We start from the raw sequence: 15,349 nt of genomic DNA, 5'->3' as shown, positions 1-15,349 counted from the left end.
TCCCTGGAGCGTCGACGCGAGCCTCGCCCGTGCTCCGGGCGGCCGGACGACGCCCGGCACGGCTGCCTCCGGCCTGAGCGCGGGCGGCGACTCGCGCCGGACTCGGCGGGTGCCGGGGCCGTGCCGGGAGAGGGGCTCTTCGGCGCGCTACCGAGCGCCTCGCGCGAGCACCGGGCCGCTCCACGATCCGGCCGACTCGGAGGCGGCCGGTGCAGGCAGTGACCTCGGCACGGTCGTGTTGACCCCGCATCCGGCGGGAGTCCTGGTCACCAGCTTGCGATGTGCGCCGAGGAGGTTCACGTCCCAGTAGCGGCGGTCGTATCCGATGCCGATGGCCACGACGTCGCGGTTCATCAGGACCTTGTACGCCGCGTTCCCGGGGTCCGGGTCCGTCGCTCTGTCCGCGAAGTACCCGTCGTGGGTGTAGCCGTACGCCATGGACTCGGAGATCAGGCCGGAGTACAGGCCCGCGTCGGACATCCGGGTCCGCAGGTCGCGGCCGTCGCTGCCCACCGAGGTGAGCCGCCCCATGGCCGCCATGTCCTCGGCGTGCGAACGTCCCACCTCGCTCGCCCGGTCGGAGACGCGCAGACCGGGCAGGCCCCGGGCCGCGCGTTCCTTGTTGATCTCACACACGATCCGGTCGACGTTCGGGTAGTAGGGCCGCCCGGGGGCCTCCCTTTCCGGCGGGGCGGGCGGCGGGGCGTCAGCCGCCTGCGCGGGGAGGGCGGCTCCCCACAGGACGGCGGCCGTCAGAGCGGCTGACACAGCCGGGGCCAGGGTCTTCACGATGGATCCTCCGATTCGCGCAGGGCGGGCGAGCCTCGCGTCGCCGATGCCGTCACCGTGGCACGGACCCGGACTCCCACCGGCCCGGACACGCCATGATCACCCGCACCCGCACCCGCACCCGCACCCCCGACCGTGACCGTGACCGTGGACCTCCCTTCCTCCGTTGTTCATGGATTGCTGAATTCAGGAGTTTGTGTACTATCAATGGCGTGCTGAATCTCGTGACCGACATCGAGGTGCTGGCGCGCTTCGGCCGCGCGCTCGCCGACCCGATCCGCAGCCGGCTGCTCCTCGCACTGCGCGAGGCCCCCGCCTATCCGTCCGACCTGGCGGACGCGATCGGCGTCTCCCGTACCCGTCTGTCGAACCATCTGGCGTGCCTGCGCGACTGCGGTCTGGTCGTGGCGGTGCCCGAGGGCCGCCGTACGCGCTACGAACTGGCCGACCCGCGTCTCGGGCACGCGCTGGACGATCTGCGCCGGGCCGTCGTGGCGGTCGCGGCGGACAGCACCTGCCCGGACACCGCGGACAAGAGTTGCTGCTGATGGCCGCGCAGATCCTGCCCGGCCCGGCGCCCGAGCGCCGGGACGCCCTGGCGCGAAGGGTACGGCTGCTGGTGTCGACCACCATCGCCTACAACGTGATCGAGGCGGTCGTCGCGCTCACCGCGGGGGCGCTCGCCTCGTCGTCCGCGCTCGTCGGCTTCGGCCTGGACTCCGTCGTCGAGGTCTCCTCGGCGGCAGCCGTCGCCTGGCAGTTCTCCGCACGGGAACACGACGTACGGGACTCACGGGAGAGGAGGGCGCTGCGGATCATCGCCGTGTCGTTCTTCGCACTCGCCGCGTTCGTCACGGTGGACGCCGTGCGGGCGCTGGCCGGTGGCGATGTGGCCGCGACATCGATCCCCGGCATCGTGCTCGCGGCCCTGTCCCTGGCCGTCATGCCGTTCCTGTCCCTGGCCCAGCGCAGGGCCGGCCGGGAGCTCGGCTCGGCCTCGGCGGTCGCGGACTCCAAGCAGACCCTGCTGTGTACCTGTCTCTCGGCCGTGCTGCTGGTGGGACTCGTCGCCAACGCGACGCTCGGCTGGTCGTGGGCCGACCCCGTCGCCGCCCTGGTGATCGCGGCCGTCGCGGTCAAGGAGGGCCTGGAGGCATGGCGCGGCGACGGCTGCTGCGCCCCCGCCGGGCTCAGCGCGGTGGTGACGCACGGAGAACCGGTGGGTGCGACCGACGCCTGCGGCTGCTCCGCGGGGTGCACCTGCCGCGACTGACCGGACGCACCGGCTCGACTCCCCTCCGTCCCTGACCCACGGCCCGTGCCGTCGATTCCGTCGAGCGCCCGGCGTCCGCACGACGACCGGGATGCGGCGCCGCCCGCCGCGTGTGCATGGTGGAGGCGTCCGAGGCAGGACCGGGTCTCCGGTACCCCTGTCGGCGTCGGTCGTGTGCGGTGCGCTTTCCGGTGACGGCGGAGGCCGTTCGCCGCCGTGGCGCCGCCGGACAGGCGGCGTGGAGGGTGATGGCCGGGCCGGTCTCCTGCCTCTCCCGAGCTCGGTAGGTGATCGACGTGAGTGACGCGGTACGCGAAGTGATCATCATCGGTTCCGGTCCGGCCGGATACACAGCCGCTCTCTACGCGGCTCGTGCCCTGCTGCGCCCGGTCGTGTTCGAGGGGTCGGTCGCCGCCGGCGGTGCGTTGATGAACACCACCGACGTGGAGAACTACCCGGGGTTCCCCGATCCGGTTCTGGGACCCGACCTGATGGGCAGGATGAGAGCCCAAGCGGAGCGGTTCGGCGCCGAGTTGATCCCCGACGACATCGTGGAGGCCCGCCTGGAGAGCGGGGTGAAGGAGGTCGTCGACAGTGCCGGGAGGACCCACCGCGCCAGATCGGTCGTCCTCGCCACCGGCTCCCACTACCGCGAGTTGGGGCTGACCAACGAGAAGCGGCTGTCCGGCCGCGGAGTGAGCTGGTGCGCCACCTGCGACGGCTTCTTCTACCGGGACCAGGACGTCGTGGTCGTGGGCGGTGGTGACTCCGCCATGGAAGAGGCCACGTTCCTGACGAAGTTCGCCCGTTCGGTCACCGTGGTGCACCGCCGTGACAGGCTGCGCGCCTCGAAGATCATGCAGGAACGGGCGCGCCGCAACGACAGGATAGGTTTTCTGCTGGAGCGGGAAGTGGTCGACGTACTGGGGGAGGAGAAGGTCACGGGTGTCCGGGTGCGTGACGTCAACAGCCGCAAGGAGAGCGACCTTCCGGTGACCGGTGTCTTCGTCGCCATCGGGCTCGATCCGCGGGTCGAGCTCGTCAAGGGCCAGGTCTCCCTGGACCACGCCGGTCACATCGACGTCGAGGGCCGGACCACCCGTACCAACCTGGACGGTGTGTTCGCCTGCGGTGACGTCGTCGACCACGAGTACCGGCAGGCCGTCACCGCCGCCGGGACGGGCTGCGCGGCGGCGCTGGACGCCGAGCGGTACCTCGCGGCGCTCGACGACTGCGCCACGTGCGAGGAGGCCCGACTGGAGGCAGCGGCCGTGGCGGAACTCGTGCACTGACCCCTGCGCGGGGGCCTTTCGCCGCATGCGCGGCCGACGCGCCCTCGCCCGGTGCGGGCGAGGACCGGAGCCGCCATGTCGGACGACGACCCGGTCGTCGCTCGCACGGTGCCCGCGGCCGTTCCGTTGCTCCTCGCCCTCATGCCCGCGTTCCTCTCCCGAGCCCGGTCATCGGGATCGTGGCCGGGATCGTGCTCGGCCCGACGGGGCTGAGCGGTCTGATGCAGGCGACCTCCCTCCTCTTCCTCGTGGCCGCCACGAGGATCGCCCGTCCTGGCGTTCCCCCTGCTCGGCCCCCTGCTCCACCTGCTGCTCTTCGCGGGGGTCGGGGCCGGTCTGGCGGGCCCGCTCGCCACGGCGACCGGGCTGGGCTGGTGGAGCGCCGCCGGCTGCGTCGCCGTCGCCGGTGCCGGGCTCGGTATCGCCGTGGAGGCCGTGCGACGACTGGTCGTGAGGATCAGCGCGACCGAGGCGCCGGAGGCGACCGCATGAACGTCCTCCTGCTCCGGGTCCTCGCGATCGGCCCCGTTCTGCTCGCCGAAGCCCTGCTGGCCCGCTACGAGGTGATGGCCTACGGCGCGCGCTGGCGGGCCCCCGTCACCGAACTCCCGGAGGGCGTGCCCCACGCCCGCGGCGCTGCCCCCGACAGCCCTCCGGACGCCTACCTGGTCTACCTCGACGGCATCGGCAAACGCCGCGTCCGCGACAGCCGGGACGGCGGCCGGCTGGTCGAGGCCCTGATCACCAGAGCTCCGGGGCTGCGGGTCCTGGGGCAGGTGCAGCCCTACTCGCCGCCGGCCGACCCGCTCGCCGAGCGCCCGGTGTGGTCGTGGCTGCGCCGGCGCATCGGGGTACTGCTGTTCCTGCACAACGTCATGCAGATCTTCGTCGCCGCCGACCACCGCTACCGGCCCCTCTACAACCGGGCCATCGGCGCCCAGATCGCCACTCAGCTCCGGCTCGCCGGCTACCGGCCCGGCAGCGGCGTCCCCGTGGTGCTGCTCAGCTACAGCGGCGGCGCTCAGGTCGCCACGGGCGCGGTCGAGGGGCTGCACACCGGGCTTCGCGCCCCCCTCCTGCTGATCACGCTCGGAGGGTTCCACAACGGAGCCAACGACCTCACCCGCGCCGTGCACCTGCATCGGCTGACCAGTGCGAGCGACCGCATCGAACGCGTCGGCACCCTGATGTTCCCCCAGCGCTGGCGACTGTTGCGCGACAGCGGATGGAACCGGGCCCGCCGTGCCGGGAAGATCACCGTGCATCGGCTCGATCCCGCCACGCACGTCGGGCCGCGCGGCTACCTCAGCCCGACGGCCCGGGTGCCCGACGGCCGCAGCCATCTCGACCGCACCGCCGACACGGTGACCGCGCTGATCCACGCCCACCGCGGCGCTGCGGCGCGGGACGACCCGCTGCGCTGAGGGCGCCGGCCGCGGCGCGGACCCTGACGTACGCGCCGCAGGTCCCACCCGGCGGCGTCCGACCGGCGTACCGTTGTGCCGGTGCGCAGGGCATCCGCCATCCCCCACCGCACCCCCGAACGGCGCCTTTGCACGGAGGTCCCTCCACCATGCCCGCCGACGCCACGTCACCGAAGAAGCTGCGCAACAACCGCGCCGCCCTCGCCCACAAGGCCGAATACGCCCTGCGCCACCCCGGCCGCGTCATCCCGTACCTCCGCCGCGCCGTACGGGACCTCTGGCTGCGCCTCAAACATCCCGACCACGTCGGCTACTACCGGGCCGTGATGGCCTCGGACACCCGCCGCAACCCCGAGGCCGCGGTCGGCAGCCAGAGCCACGAGCGCTGGCTCGCGCTCGGGCAGATGCAGTTCGACTACCTGCTCGAGCACGGGCTGCGCCCCGAACACCGGATGCTCGACATCGGCTGCGGCAACCTTCGCGCCGGCTGGCGCTTCATCGAGCATCTCGGCACCGGCAACTACTACGGCATCGACATCTCGCCCGACATCCTGATCGCCGCCAAGAAGACCCTGACCGAGCGCCGGCTCCAGGACAAGCTTCCCCATCTGACCCTCGTCGGCGACCTCACCCTGGACTTCCTGCCCAGCGACCACTTCGACGTCGTCCACGCGCACAGCGTCTTCTCCCACTCGCCGCTGGAGGTCATCGAGGAATGCCTGGCGCACGTCGGCCGAGTGCTGACGGACACCGGGTTCTTCGACTTCACCTTCGACCGCACCGAGGGAGCGGAACACCAGGTGCTGCGCGAGGACTTCTACTACCGCACCGAAACGCTCCTCGCCCTGGCGCGCGGACACGGCCTGCAGGCCCGCTTCATGGACGACTGGGAGAAGCGCCCCCACGGCCAGTCGAAGATCCGGGTCAGCCGCGGGCCCCTGGCGGGAGGAGGTGGCGAGCGTGAGGACGGGATTCGGTGATTCCCTCGCCGGGACACGGGTGACCCGGCTGGCCGAGGTGGTTCTCGCGGGAGAGGAGGTCGTGGGCATCCGGATCGCCACCGGTACCGGACAGCACTTCATCGTCACCGACTGGACCGACTGGACGCTGAGGATCGACGGCGTTGCCGATGAGTCGTTGCCCGACTACTGCTGGCCGCCAGGGGAGCACTCTCTGAGGATCGTGTTCGAGGACGAGGTCCCTTCCTGGTCTCCCAGATGTCCCGCAGACGGGGCTCGCGCCCGATTCCGGGCGGCAAGGTCGTTCGGGCCGAGGGAGACCTCTCCTCCTCCGCCTCCCCGTCCGCGCACTGGCACTCGCACTCGCGGGCGAACGGCGCAGGCCCCACGACTCGGTCCGTTCCGGACGCCGCCGCTCCGGGGTCTGACCGCTCCGGGGCGGGAGTGCTTCGAGGCCGTCCGGGCAGCGCGACTCCCCGTCCGGCCGGGACTCACCAGGCGACGCCACTGCCACTGGAGGAAGATGGAGGAGTGCTGCGCGACAACACCCGCGCCGGCCCGGTGGGACGCATGAGCGGGCGTGGTGCTTCGCGAGGCGCTGATGTGTTCCGTCCCGTCGGTGAGTGGGTGGGTCGGCGACGGTGGGTGGCCCGCGTCTGACGCGGAGCGGCCACGGCATGTGCGCACGTTCACCGGCGGGTCGGAACGGACGGGGGCCACGGAGCGAGCGACCGTCGTCCTCGCTCGAGGCCGGTGGACAAGCTGGAGTGGCAATGAGCGACACCTCGCGCGCCTACGACGTCGTGGTCCTCGGAGCGGGCCCCGCGGGAGAGAACGTGGCCGAGCGAACGAGCTCCGCCGGGCTCAACTCGGTGATCGTGGAGAACGAGTTGCTCGGCGGGGAGTGTTCGTTCTGGGCGTGCGAACCCAGTAAGGCGCTGCTGCGGCCGGTCGTGGCACGCACCGACGCACGCCGGATACCGGGGCTGAGACGAGCGGTCGAGGGGCCGTTGGACGTTCCCGCGGTCTTCGCCCACCGCGACAAGATGTGCGTCCACTGGACGGACGACGACCAAGTCGAATGGCTGGACTCGGTGTCGGTGGACCTGGTGCGGGGCCACGGGCGTCTGGACGGGCCTCGACAGGTGGTCGTCGTGACGCCGGAAGGTGACACGGTCCGTCTGACCGCCCGGCACGCCGTCGCGGTGTGCACCGGTACCGTCACCGCCTTCCCGGATCTGCCGGGACTCGGCGCGGTCCGTCCGTGGACCAACCGCGAGGCGACGGCCGCCCGGCATGTGCCGGACCGGCTCGCCGTGGTCGGAGGCGGCGTGGTCGCCGTCGAGATGGCCACGGCATGGCAGGCTCTCGGATCCCGGGTGACCGTGCTGGTCAGGGGTGACGCACTGCTCGGTCGGATGGAGCCGTTCGCCGGGGAGATGGTGGCCCACGCCCTCCGGGACGCCGGTGTGGACCTGCGTTTCGGTACCAAGGTGACGGATGTCGTACGGCAGGACGGGGCGGACGGCCCCGTACTGGTCACACTGTCGCAGGGCGAGCCCTTGGTCGCGGACGAGATCCTGTTCGCGACGGGCCGGGCGCCGCACACGGCCGATCTGGGCCTGGAAACGGTCGGCCTCACCCCAGGGGACTGGCTGGACGTGGACGACACGTACCGCGTGACGGGAGTCGCCGACGGCTGGCTGTACGCGGTCGGCGACGTCAACCACCGAGCCCTGATGACGCATCAGGGGAAGTACCAGGCACGGATCGCAGGTGCCGTGATCGGCGCCCGCGCCAAGGGGGAACCGCTCGATGACGGGCGGTGGGGCGCGCACGCCTCGACCGCCGACAGCGACGCCGTGCCCCAAGTCGTCTTCACCGACCCGGACGTCGCCGACGTGGGTCTGACCACGATGGAGGCCGAACGCACGGGCCGCCGGGTCGACGTCGTGGACTACGACATCGGCCGGGTCGCGGGAGCGGTCCAGTACGCCGAAGGCTACCGGGGGAGGGCCCGCGTGCTGATCGACCGCGACCGCGGCACCGTCGTCGGCGTCACCTTCGTCGGACCGGGAGTGCAGGAACTGCTGTACTCGGCGACCGTTCTGATCACCAGTGAGGCCCCCGTCGAGCGGCTCTGGCACGCGGTCCCGGCGTTCCCGACCATCAGCGAGGTGTGGCTGCGCATCCTCGAGACGTACCGCGACCGGAACCGGAGCGAGGAGGCCGCCTGACGTCGTCCGGAGCAGGGAGGCGGCCCGGCGTCGCGTCGGCGTCGACCGGCCTCCTGGTGCGCGGCCCCGGACCGGCGGTCCCCTGTGCGGCGTCGACGCCCTCTGTGCGGCGTTCGTCCCTTCGTGCGGCGTTCGTCGAGCGCGGCGCGGTGCTCCGCCTGCGGGGGGCGTTCGGGTGCGGTGCGGCACGGTGCGGCCTCCGGGGCGGCGACTCAGCCCTCGGCCACCCGGATGATCGTTCGGCCGGGGACGCGCCGCCCGGAGGTCAGTGCGGCGGGTGCCTCGGCGAGTGGCTGCACGGCCCCCACGAGCAACGTGAGCCGTCCGTCCCGCAGCCGCTGGGCCAGGGCCGTGAGCTGTGCGCGATCGGGTTCGACGACGAAGAAGACGGCCCGCCCGTCCCTGGGCCTGACCGCGGGCGGCATCGAGATGGCGACGAGCGTGCCACCGGGGCGCACCAGCGCTGCCGAGCGGTCGAGGACCTCGCCGCCGATCGCGTCGAACACCACGTCCACCTCGCCGGCGTCTTCGAGCCGATCGGCCTCCAGGTCCAGGAACACGTCCGCACCGAGACCGAGTGCCGTGTCCCTGCCGGTGGACCGGCCGGTGCCGATCACCCGCGCTCCCACCTCGCGCGCGAGTTGGACCGCGATCGACCCGACACCGCCTGCCGCGCCGTGGACGAGCACCGTCTGGCCCGTCGTGAGCCGGCCGTGGTCGAACAGGCCCTGCCACGCGGTCAGCCCCGAGATCGGCAGTGCGGCGGCCAGGGTGTGGTCGACGTCCGCCGGGAGCGGAGCGAGGTTGCGGGCCTCCACGGCGGTGTACTCGGCCAGTGAGCCGTCGCGGGTCCAGTCCGCGAGCCCGAACACCCTCTGACCGACGGTGAGACCGGTGGTCCCGTAGCCGAGCTCGGCGACGACACCCGACAGCTCGTGCCCGGGGACACTCGGGGTCCGGTCGCGGCCGGCACGGTCGGACCACGTTCCCGGCCAGTCCAGCTCACCGGTGGTGAACCCCGCGGCGTGCACGCGCACGACGACGTCGTTCTCGGCGGCGTGCGGATACGGCATCTCCGTCAGGGAGAGCCCACCGAGGCCGGCGTCACGGTCTCGGACGGCGATGGCTTGCATGACGGGACCTCTCTCTGGCGGGCGCCTGTTGTGCGGTGGTCTCCGGCCTTCGGGCGCACACGCGATCCGGACCCGGTGCCCGGGGGAGTCCGTGACGGCCGTGGTCTCCGTCCACGACGATCCGCCGTGCGGAGCCGCAGCGCCCGGATCCGTCCGGTGCGCGGTGTCCTCTCGGGGTCCGTGCGGTACGCCTCCGCATCGGCACGGACCGCGGTGAGCGGTGTCCGGTTCCGGTGGCCCCGGCAGCTGGCCGCCGGCGAACTATTCCTCGGGCTCGTGTGCTGAACCGCCTTCCTGGCGAACCTCTTCGGCGAAGCGTGCTTCGTCCCTCACCACGCGGTCGGCTTCCTCGAGGATCTGCAGGACCTCCACGGCGGGTATGACCGCGGCCCCGGACGAGTCGGCGAACACGTAGTCACCGGGACGCACCGCCACACCCGACACCAGTGCGGGCCGGTTGGCCTCGAACGGCGTTATCGTGTCCCCGCCCCACCGCACGGACTCCCCTCCGCAGTAGACGGCGAATCCGAACTCCGAAAGCTGCCGGAAGTCACGCAGGCGGCCGTCCGTCAGGACTCCGGCGAGTCCGTGGACGGTGAGTTGGGAGAGCTTGCCCCCACCGCCGAGGGATGCGTCCGGGTAGCCGTTGCTCGCCAGGACCAGCACTCTTCCCCGGCCGCCGTCGCGGACTGCCTCCTGGAAGAGCGCGGAGAAATTGTACCGTTCGGGTGGAAGGGCTTTCCGGCAGGACGGCATGTAGGAGATCGTCACCGCAGGGCCGAAGAGCAGGCGGTCCGGCGTGGGGCTGTGCAGGTCGATCAGATGGCACCGATGCCGATGGGCACGTCCCATCGCGTCGACCACGTCGGCGGTACGTACGCGGGCTGCGAGTTCGCGCAGTCGCGACTCTTCCTCCACCATCGGACCTCCTGAGGGTGGAATCCTCCGGCTCGGATGCCGGATGCCGGATGCCGGATGCCGGAAGGGCGAGCAGCCGGTCCGTCCCGGATGCACGCCGCACGGTCCTGTCGAGGCCCGGCCGACCCGGGCCCCACGGCAGCGGGGACGGTCCTGCGGCTGCGAAACGGCCCGTCGGCGCCTTCGGCCGGCCTGTCAGGGCACCTTCCATCTTGCGCCGTATCGGCGGCCACTGCTACACCGGCACCCACGCGGGCGCTCGCGCCGCGCTCGAATCGTGCCGCTCACCACATCGTCCGCGATCTCCCGGCTGCGGCGGTCGCCGAGCGGGGAACCGTGCTCCGCGCACTGAGGTCAGCGAAACGCGTCGATGTTCTCGCGCACCCAGTCGTCGTAGGTGCGCGGCGGGCGGCCGATGATGTCCTGCACGGACGGCCGCTGGGCGACGGTCCACTGAACGAGTTCGGCGAGGCGGGCACCGTACTCCTCGAGTGCGTACAGCGTCACGTCGATCGCACCGTCCGGCCAGCCACGGCGTCGCCAGATCGCCCGACTCTCGTCCGCCGCGAGGTCGACCGTGTCGATGTCGCGGCCGAGAGCGGTCGCGATGCTCCGGATCCGTGAACGCGTGCTCAGCGGTGGGCCCACAGCCTCCACGACCGTCCCGGTGTGGTCATTGCCGATCAGGGCTGCGGCCACGACGGCGGCGAGGTCCTCCTCGTGGATGAAGGGGTAGTGGCCCTGGTCGAGGAAGGCCTCCCGGACCGTCCCGTCGGCGCGGACGGTGTCGGGCCAGTCCGACCCCGTTGCCGGGTAGGTGCCCTCGACGACGGCACCCATCACGGCCGACGGCCGGATGTGCGTCCAGGCGATGCCCGAGTGCTCCACAGCCTTCTCGATCGCCAGCCAGAACCAGGTCTCCGGGGGATGGGCCGCTTCGTACTCGGGCCCGTGGGACGACAGGAGAACGACTCTGCCGGTGCGGGCGTTTCGGGCCAGCGCGAGTGCGTCCCGGACCGTGGACGGATGGGCACCGGCGAGGAACACGGCCTCGACACCGTCGAAGGCCCGGGCACACTCCAGCGGCCGGGTGATGGTCCCTTCCACGACCTCGACCGTGTCGGGCCAGCCACCGCACTGGTCCGGCTCGGCCACCACCCGCACATGCCGCCCCATGGCGAGCAGTTGCCGGGCCAGGCACCGGCCGACGATCCCGGTCGGGCTGTTGCCCTCGTCCCTGCGCGGGCTCACGACGGTCAACAGACAGGTACCCGCGGACACCGGCGTCTCCCCGCTCTGCTCGAACCCGTCCACAGCAAGAGCCTTCCCCGTGTGAGCGGAGATCTTGCACCAGGCCCGCGGCGCCGGTGCCGGACGGTCTCCGCCGTGCCCGAGGCCGCAGGTCCATTGTCGGCGTCGGCACCGGCGCCGTCCGAGCGCGGGGGTGTGTCAGCGGCGCTGGTTACGGTGGGCACATGATCGAGGCCGAGGACATTCGCCGTATCGCTCTGTCGCTCCCGGAAACGGTGGAGAAGGAGGCATGGAGCATGCCCACGTTCCGCGTGGCCGGGAAGATGTACATCACGATTCCCGACGATCAGACGTCGTTCGCCGTGCGCTGCCCGAAGCACGAGCGGACCGAACTGATCGCCGCGGAGCCGGAGAAGTTCTGGGTACCACGGCACGAGGCGAGTTCGTCCTGGGTCCGGGTGCGGCTCGGCGCGCTGGAGGACCTGGCCGAACTGCGTGACATTCTCGTCGACTCCTGGAGACAGGCGGCACCGGGCCGGCTGGCGGAGGAACACCCCGAACTGCGGCCGGGCGTGGGCTCAGGCGAGTGAGGGGCGCGCAGTCCGGTGAGGGAGGGGAACACGGCCGGGGCAGGCGTGCCCTCGGGCCGGTGATCCGGGGCCGGCCCCTGCGGCCTTGTGCCTCCGGCCGCCCCGCGGATCACACTCGCGATGCCCGTCCGTCGGCTCGCGCGGGAGCGGCACCACTCGCGATGCCCGTCCGTCAGCTCGCGCGGGAGCGCCGCCGGAGCAGGAACGCCCCCGCGGCGGCCACGAGCACCGCGGCCACGGCGATCGCGGTCCAGCCGGTGGCCGACAAACCGCCGCTCTCCACCGCCGCACCCGTGGCCGGAGTGCTCGCCGGGGACGCCTCGGGGGCGGGGCGTGCCGCAGCGCTCGGCGTGGGCGTCGGCGCGGCGGGGGGCGTGGGGCTCTTCACGGTGGCGCCGGGCGCGGGCGCCTCGAGCTTCAGCACGGGTGCGGAGTTGCCGTGGCCGTGGCCGTGTTCGCTCGAGGCGCCGAGTTCGATCCAGCGGTCGACGCGTCCGTCGCCGTAGCCCTGAAGCGTCTTGAAGGCGAGCTCCCTGACGTCGGGCAACTGCCGGACGCGCACCGAGTACTCGGCGTCGGCCCCGACGGCGACGGCGGGCCCCTTGACCGTGTAGCCGTCGGCCGCGGTGGCGAACGTCCAGCCCTCGGGGCCGTCCGTGTACGTGACGTCGGCGGGGACGATCCCCTTGGGGAGGACGACGCGCAGGGATGTGATCCCGGCCTTGTCGGACTCCGATTCGGCGTTGAACGTGAGCGTGACGTCCTCGGCGAGGGCCTGTGCCCTGTCGGCCTCGACTTCGACGTGCGCGGCTGCGGGGCCTGCGCCCAGCAGTACGGCACCGACGGCGGTGGCGAGGCAGAGGCACGCGCGGCGGATGCTCGCGGGGGTACGGGTCATGGCGTCTCCGGATCGTGGTGGATGAGTGCTGCCTGCCTGGGTCGCGCGGTCGACGGCGGCGGCCTGTGGCAGGGTTCGCGGACGCCGGCCGTGCACCGCCCCACGGCGAAGCGCGCGGCCACCGCCGCGGCGCCCGCCGCCCGGCCCGCGGCGCTCACGGGTCGCGGAAGGACGGGCGGTGAGCCCGAGCACGCCGCCCACGAGGGCGAACACGGCCGTCCGCACGACGGGCAGTGGGGGACGAGGGTCCGTGTGCGGCGAGTGCATGGCCCGCCCATCATGAACCATCGCGTGGCCGGTCGGCAGGCACACGGCGCGTCGGGTCCCGGTCGGCAGGGCGCTCGGCCCACCCCGGGGACCGTCGGCGTCGTCCTCCGGGCGAAGCGGAACCGCCGGCCGTGCTTCCCCGATGCGGCGTGGGACCCGGGCCGCTGATCGTCCGGCGGACGGGGGAGGTTCGCCGTCGGGTCGGCACGCCGGTCGGCGACGGGCGGATGGACGGCCGGGGACACCCGGATCCGGGTGCCGCCCCGGAGGAAACGCCCACGCCATGAATGCGACAACGACTGTCGATTCAATGAGGAATTCCTCATTCTCCATGTGAAATGCCAGGTCATGGGCCTGCTATCGGCATCGATTACCAACATCGTTGCAGCCTTTGCGTGAAGTCGTTCCGTGCGTTTCACTGCGAACCGGTAAGCACGTGATGCACAGGTCAGGGGGAATCGATGGGTACGGGTCACGGTCACCGCGGTGCGCACGGTCACGATCACGGTCACGGGGTGACGGGGGACTCGGACAGGCGGTGGCTCTCGATCGCCCTCGTCCTGATCGTGGGCTTCATGTCGGTCGAAGTCGTCATCGGCGTGGTGGCGCAGTCCCTCGCGCTGATCTCCGATGCCGCTCACATGCTCACCGACGCCGTCGCCATCGTCCTCGCGCTCGCGGCGATGCGGATAGCCAAGCGCCCCGCAAAGGGCGGCTACACCTACGGGCTGAAGCGGGTGGAGATCCTCTCCGCACAGGTGAACGGCCTCTCCCTGATCCTGCTGGGCGCCTGGCTGTCGGTCGAGGCCGTCGAGCGGCTCATCGATCCTCCGGAGGTCAAGGGCGGGCTGATGCTCGCCACCGCCCTCGCGGGAATCGCGGTCAATGTGGCCGCCACCTGGTGCCTTTCCCGTGCCAACCGCTCCTCGCTGAACGTCGAGGGCGCCTACCAGCACATCCTGAACGACCTGTTCGCGTTCATCGGCACCGCGGTCGCGGCCCTCGTCGTCCTCACCACGGGCTTCGCACGCGCCGACGGCATCGCGACGCTCGTCGTCGTCGCCCTGATGTTCAGGGCCGGCTACGGGCTGCTCCGCGATTCGGGACGGATCTTCCTCGAGGCGGCGCCCGCCCATGTCGACCCCGACCGGCTCGGTGAGCGACTGGCGGCGCAGCGGGGAGTGCGGGAGATCCACGACCTGCACATCTGGCAGATCACGTCCCAGGAGGCGGCCCTGTCCGCGCATGTGCTCGTCGAACCCGGCGACGACTGCCACGCCGTACGCCGCGATCTCGAGGACCTGGTGCGCCGTGACTTCGGCATCACCCACACCACCCTCCAGGTGGACCACGGTCCGGAGACCCTGCTCCAGGTCGGCGCCCCTGCCGGCGCGCCGGGTGCGGCGGGGCACTGCGCGGACCCGCACGGTCCGGTACACCGCGACGGCCGCCACGGCCCCGAGGACGGCTCGTACGCCGACGGGACGGTTCGCGCGTCGGGACGATGACGGCCGCCGGCCGCGGAGGGGTGCGGTGCGCGCACCGGGTCCGCGGGGCCTGAACGGCGGGAGCGGCGACGTCTTGCGGGCCGACGACCCGGATGGGAAGCGTCGTGCGCGACTCCTCGCGCGTCCGGCGGCCGGTGCCTTAGGTCCGGACGTGCCGGTGCGTCGACGTCGAGCCGATCACGACGAAAGGTGGAGTTCATGGGATTTCTGCGTTTTTGTGCTGGGTAGATACGAGATGTAAGGGGTGACCCGCTCGCAGGCGGTCACCTCCCGGCCCGGTACGCCCCGGGCCCTCGCACCAATACGCCCCGGGCCCTCGCAGGAGGAGGACGGACATCGCCCGGGATCTCCGAGCACCTGCGTCAGTCAGGAGGGGCGAGATGGACCTCTGGGCGATCTGGTTGGTCATCGCTGCGGTGCTGATCGCCGCGGAGATCGTCACGCTGACCGTCGCACTGGGCATGCTGGGCGGGGCCGCACTGATCACCGCGGCGTGCGCCGCGGCAGGAGTGCCGCTGCCCCTCCAGTTCCTGGTCTTCACCGTCGTCGCCGTGGTCAGTGTGGTGTTCGTGCGCCCCCGTGTGCGGCGGGCGCTCACACCGCGGCGCGAACGGTTCGGCGTCGACGCTCTGGTCGGCAGTACCGCCCGGGTCGTCTCCGAGGTGACGGGCACGGGCGGCAGGGTCCGCATCGGCGGTGAGGAATGGACGGCCCGTGCGTACGACGAGTCGCTGGTGATCCCTCCGGGAGCGGCCGTGGACGTCATGGAGATCAGCGGGGCCACCGCAGTCGTCTACCCCCGGGAGTGAA

14 protein-coding genes are annotated in these 15,349 nt (G+C 72.1%); 9 read left to right on the top strand and 5 right to left on the bottom strand.

What is annotated here, in order from left to right:
* Positions 1 to 147 precede the first annotated feature (147 nt).
* Entirely contained in the window at positions 148 to 789 is a 642-nt protein-coding gene (locus O7595_RS04525) for a CAP domain-containing protein (protein WP_269727429.1), read from the bottom strand.
* Positions 790 to 1,001: 212 nt separating this feature from the next.
* Between O7595_RS04525 and O7595_RS04520 the strand changes: the two genes are divergently transcribed.
* From O7595_RS04520 to O7595_RS04495, 6 genes are all read left to right on the top strand, one after another.
* Positions 1,002 to 1,337: an ArsR/SmtB family transcription factor gene (locus tag O7595_RS04520; RefSeq protein ID WP_269727428.1), complete on the top strand. Its 336-nt coding sequence runs from the start codon at positions 1,002 to 1,004 to the stop codon at positions 1,335 to 1,337.
* Positions 1,337 to 2,062, top strand: a complete 726-nt coding sequence (locus O7595_RS04515) for a cation transporter (protein WP_269727427.1) — start codon at positions 1,337 to 1,339, stop codon at positions 2,060 to 2,062. The genes O7595_RS04520 and O7595_RS04515 overlap by 1 nt, the downstream gene beginning before the upstream one ends.
* 296 nt (positions 2,063 to 2,358) lie before the next feature.
* Positions 2,359 to 3,354, top strand: coding sequence for a thioredoxin-disulfide reductase (gene trxB / locus O7595_RS04510; protein ID WP_269727426.1), 996 nt, complete (start codon positions 2,359 to 2,361; stop codon positions 3,352 to 3,354).
* A 488-nt stretch (positions 3,355 to 3,842) separates the two neighbouring features.
* Positions 3,843 to 4,778, top strand: a complete 936-nt coding sequence (locus O7595_RS04505; RefSeq protein ID WP_269727425.1) for a hypothetical protein — start codon at positions 3,843 to 3,845, stop codon at positions 4,776 to 4,778.
* A 149-nt stretch (positions 4,779 to 4,927) separates the two neighbouring features.
* Positions 4,928 to 5,758, top strand: coding sequence for a class I SAM-dependent methyltransferase (locus tag O7595_RS04500; protein WP_269727424.1), 831 nt, complete (start codon positions 4,928 to 4,930; stop codon positions 5,756 to 5,758).
* A gap of 752 nt (positions 5,759 to 6,510) precedes the next feature.
* Positions 6,511 to 7,974 (top strand): dihydrolipoyl dehydrogenase family protein, encoded by a 1,464-nt coding sequence (locus O7595_RS04495; RefSeq protein ID WP_269727423.1) that lies wholly within the window; start codon positions 6,511 to 6,513, stop codon positions 7,972 to 7,974.
* Between the two features lie 212 nt (positions 7,975 to 8,186).
* Here the strand turns inward: O7595_RS04495 and O7595_RS04490 are convergent, their stop codons facing one another.
* From O7595_RS04490 to O7595_RS04480, 3 genes are all read right to left on the bottom strand, one after another.
* Positions 8,187 to 9,107, bottom strand: coding sequence for an NADP-dependent oxidoreductase (locus O7595_RS04490; protein WP_269727422.1), 921 nt, complete (start codon positions 9,105 to 9,107; stop codon positions 8,187 to 8,189).
* 261 nt (positions 9,108 to 9,368) lie between these two features.
* Positions 9,369 to 10,028: an RraA family protein gene (locus tag O7595_RS04485; protein ID WP_269727421.1), complete on the bottom strand. Its 660-nt coding sequence runs from the start codon at positions 10,026 to 10,028 to the stop codon at positions 9,369 to 9,371.
* Positions 10,029 to 10,379: 351 nt separating this feature from the next.
* Positions 10,380 to 11,339, bottom strand: coding sequence for an SDR family oxidoreductase (locus O7595_RS04480; protein ID WP_269727420.1), 960 nt, complete (start codon positions 11,337 to 11,339; stop codon positions 10,380 to 10,382).
* A gap of 161 nt (positions 11,340 to 11,500) precedes the next feature.
* Between O7595_RS04480 and O7595_RS04475 the strand changes: the two genes are divergently transcribed.
* Positions 11,501 to 11,866 carry an MmcQ/YjbR family DNA-binding protein gene (locus O7595_RS04475; protein WP_269727419.1) on the top strand — a complete coding sequence of 122 codons (366 nt, stop codon included), beginning with the start codon at positions 11,501 to 11,503 and terminating at the stop codon, positions 11,864 to 11,866.
* Between the two features lie 172 nt (positions 11,867 to 12,038).
* On the opposite strand, the gene O7595_RS04470 is transcribed toward O7595_RS04475, so the two are convergent.
* Complete coding sequence (locus O7595_RS04470) at positions 12,039 to 12,764, bottom strand: DUF1775 domain-containing protein (protein WP_269727418.1); 726 nt, start codon at positions 12,762 to 12,764, stop codon at positions 12,039 to 12,041.
* Positions 12,765 to 13,492: 728 nt separating this feature from the next.
* On the opposite strand from O7595_RS04470, the gene O7595_RS04465 reads away from it, so the two are divergent.
* Both O7595_RS04465 and O7595_RS04460 read left to right on the top strand, forming a co-directional pair.
* A complete protein-coding gene (locus O7595_RS04465; protein ID WP_269727417.1) occupies positions 13,493 to 14,539 on the top strand; it encodes a cation diffusion facilitator family transporter in 1,047 nt (348 codons plus the stop codon).
* A gap of 380 nt (positions 14,540 to 14,919) precedes the next feature.
* Positions 14,920 to 15,348 carry an NfeD family protein gene (locus O7595_RS04460; protein WP_269727416.1) on the top strand — a complete coding sequence of 143 codons (429 nt, stop codon included), beginning with the start codon at positions 14,920 to 14,922 and terminating at the stop codon, positions 15,346 to 15,348.
* The last annotated feature ends 1 nt before the right edge of the window (position 15,349 follow it).

This window comes from Streptomyces sp. WMMC940 (assembly GCF_027460265.1).
Lineage (GTDB): Bacteria > Actinomycetota > Actinomycetes > Streptomycetales > Streptomycetaceae > Streptomyces.
Note: the sequence above shows the minus strand (reverse complement) of the source record. Positions and strands in the feature narration are given on the sequence as shown.

Bases quoted from the DNA above. Each gene is read 5' to 3' on its own strand.
- O7595_RS04515 (WP_269727427.1), top strand. From the start codon at position 1,337: ATGGCCGCGCAGATCCTGCCCGGCCCGGCGCCCGAGCGCCGGGACGCC.
- O7595_RS04505 (WP_269727425.1), top strand. From the start codon at position 3,843: ATGAACGTCCTCCTGCTCCGGGTCCTCGCGATCGGCCCCGTTCTGCTC.
- O7595_RS04500 (WP_269727424.1), top strand. From the start codon at position 4,928: ATGCCCGCCGACGCCACGTCACCGAAGAAGCTGCGCAACAACCGCGCC.
- O7595_RS04495 (WP_269727423.1), top strand. From the start codon at position 6,511: ATGAGCGACACCTCGCGCGCCTACGACGTCGTGGTCCTCGGAGCGGGC.
- O7595_RS04490 (WP_269727422.1), bottom strand. From the start codon at position 9,107: ATGCAAGCCATCGCCGTCCGAGACCGTGACGCCGGCCTCGGTGGGCTC.
- O7595_RS04485 (WP_269727421.1), bottom strand. From the start codon at position 10,028: ATGGTGGAGGAAGAGTCGCGACTGCGCGAACTCGCAGCCCGCGTACGT.
- O7595_RS04475 (WP_269727419.1), top strand. From the start codon at position 11,501: ATGATCGAGGCCGAGGACATTCGCCGTATCGCTCTGTCGCTCCCGGAA.
- O7595_RS04470 (WP_269727418.1), bottom strand. From the start codon at position 12,764: ATGACCCGTACCCCCGCGAGCATCCGCCGCGCGTGCCTCTGCCTCGCC.
- O7595_RS04465 (WP_269727417.1), top strand. From the start codon at position 13,493: ATGGGTACGGGTCACGGTCACCGCGGTGCGCACGGTCACGATCACGGT.
- O7595_RS04460 (WP_269727416.1), top strand. From the start codon at position 14,920: ATGGACCTCTGGGCGATCTGGTTGGTCATCGCTGCGGTGCTGATCGCC.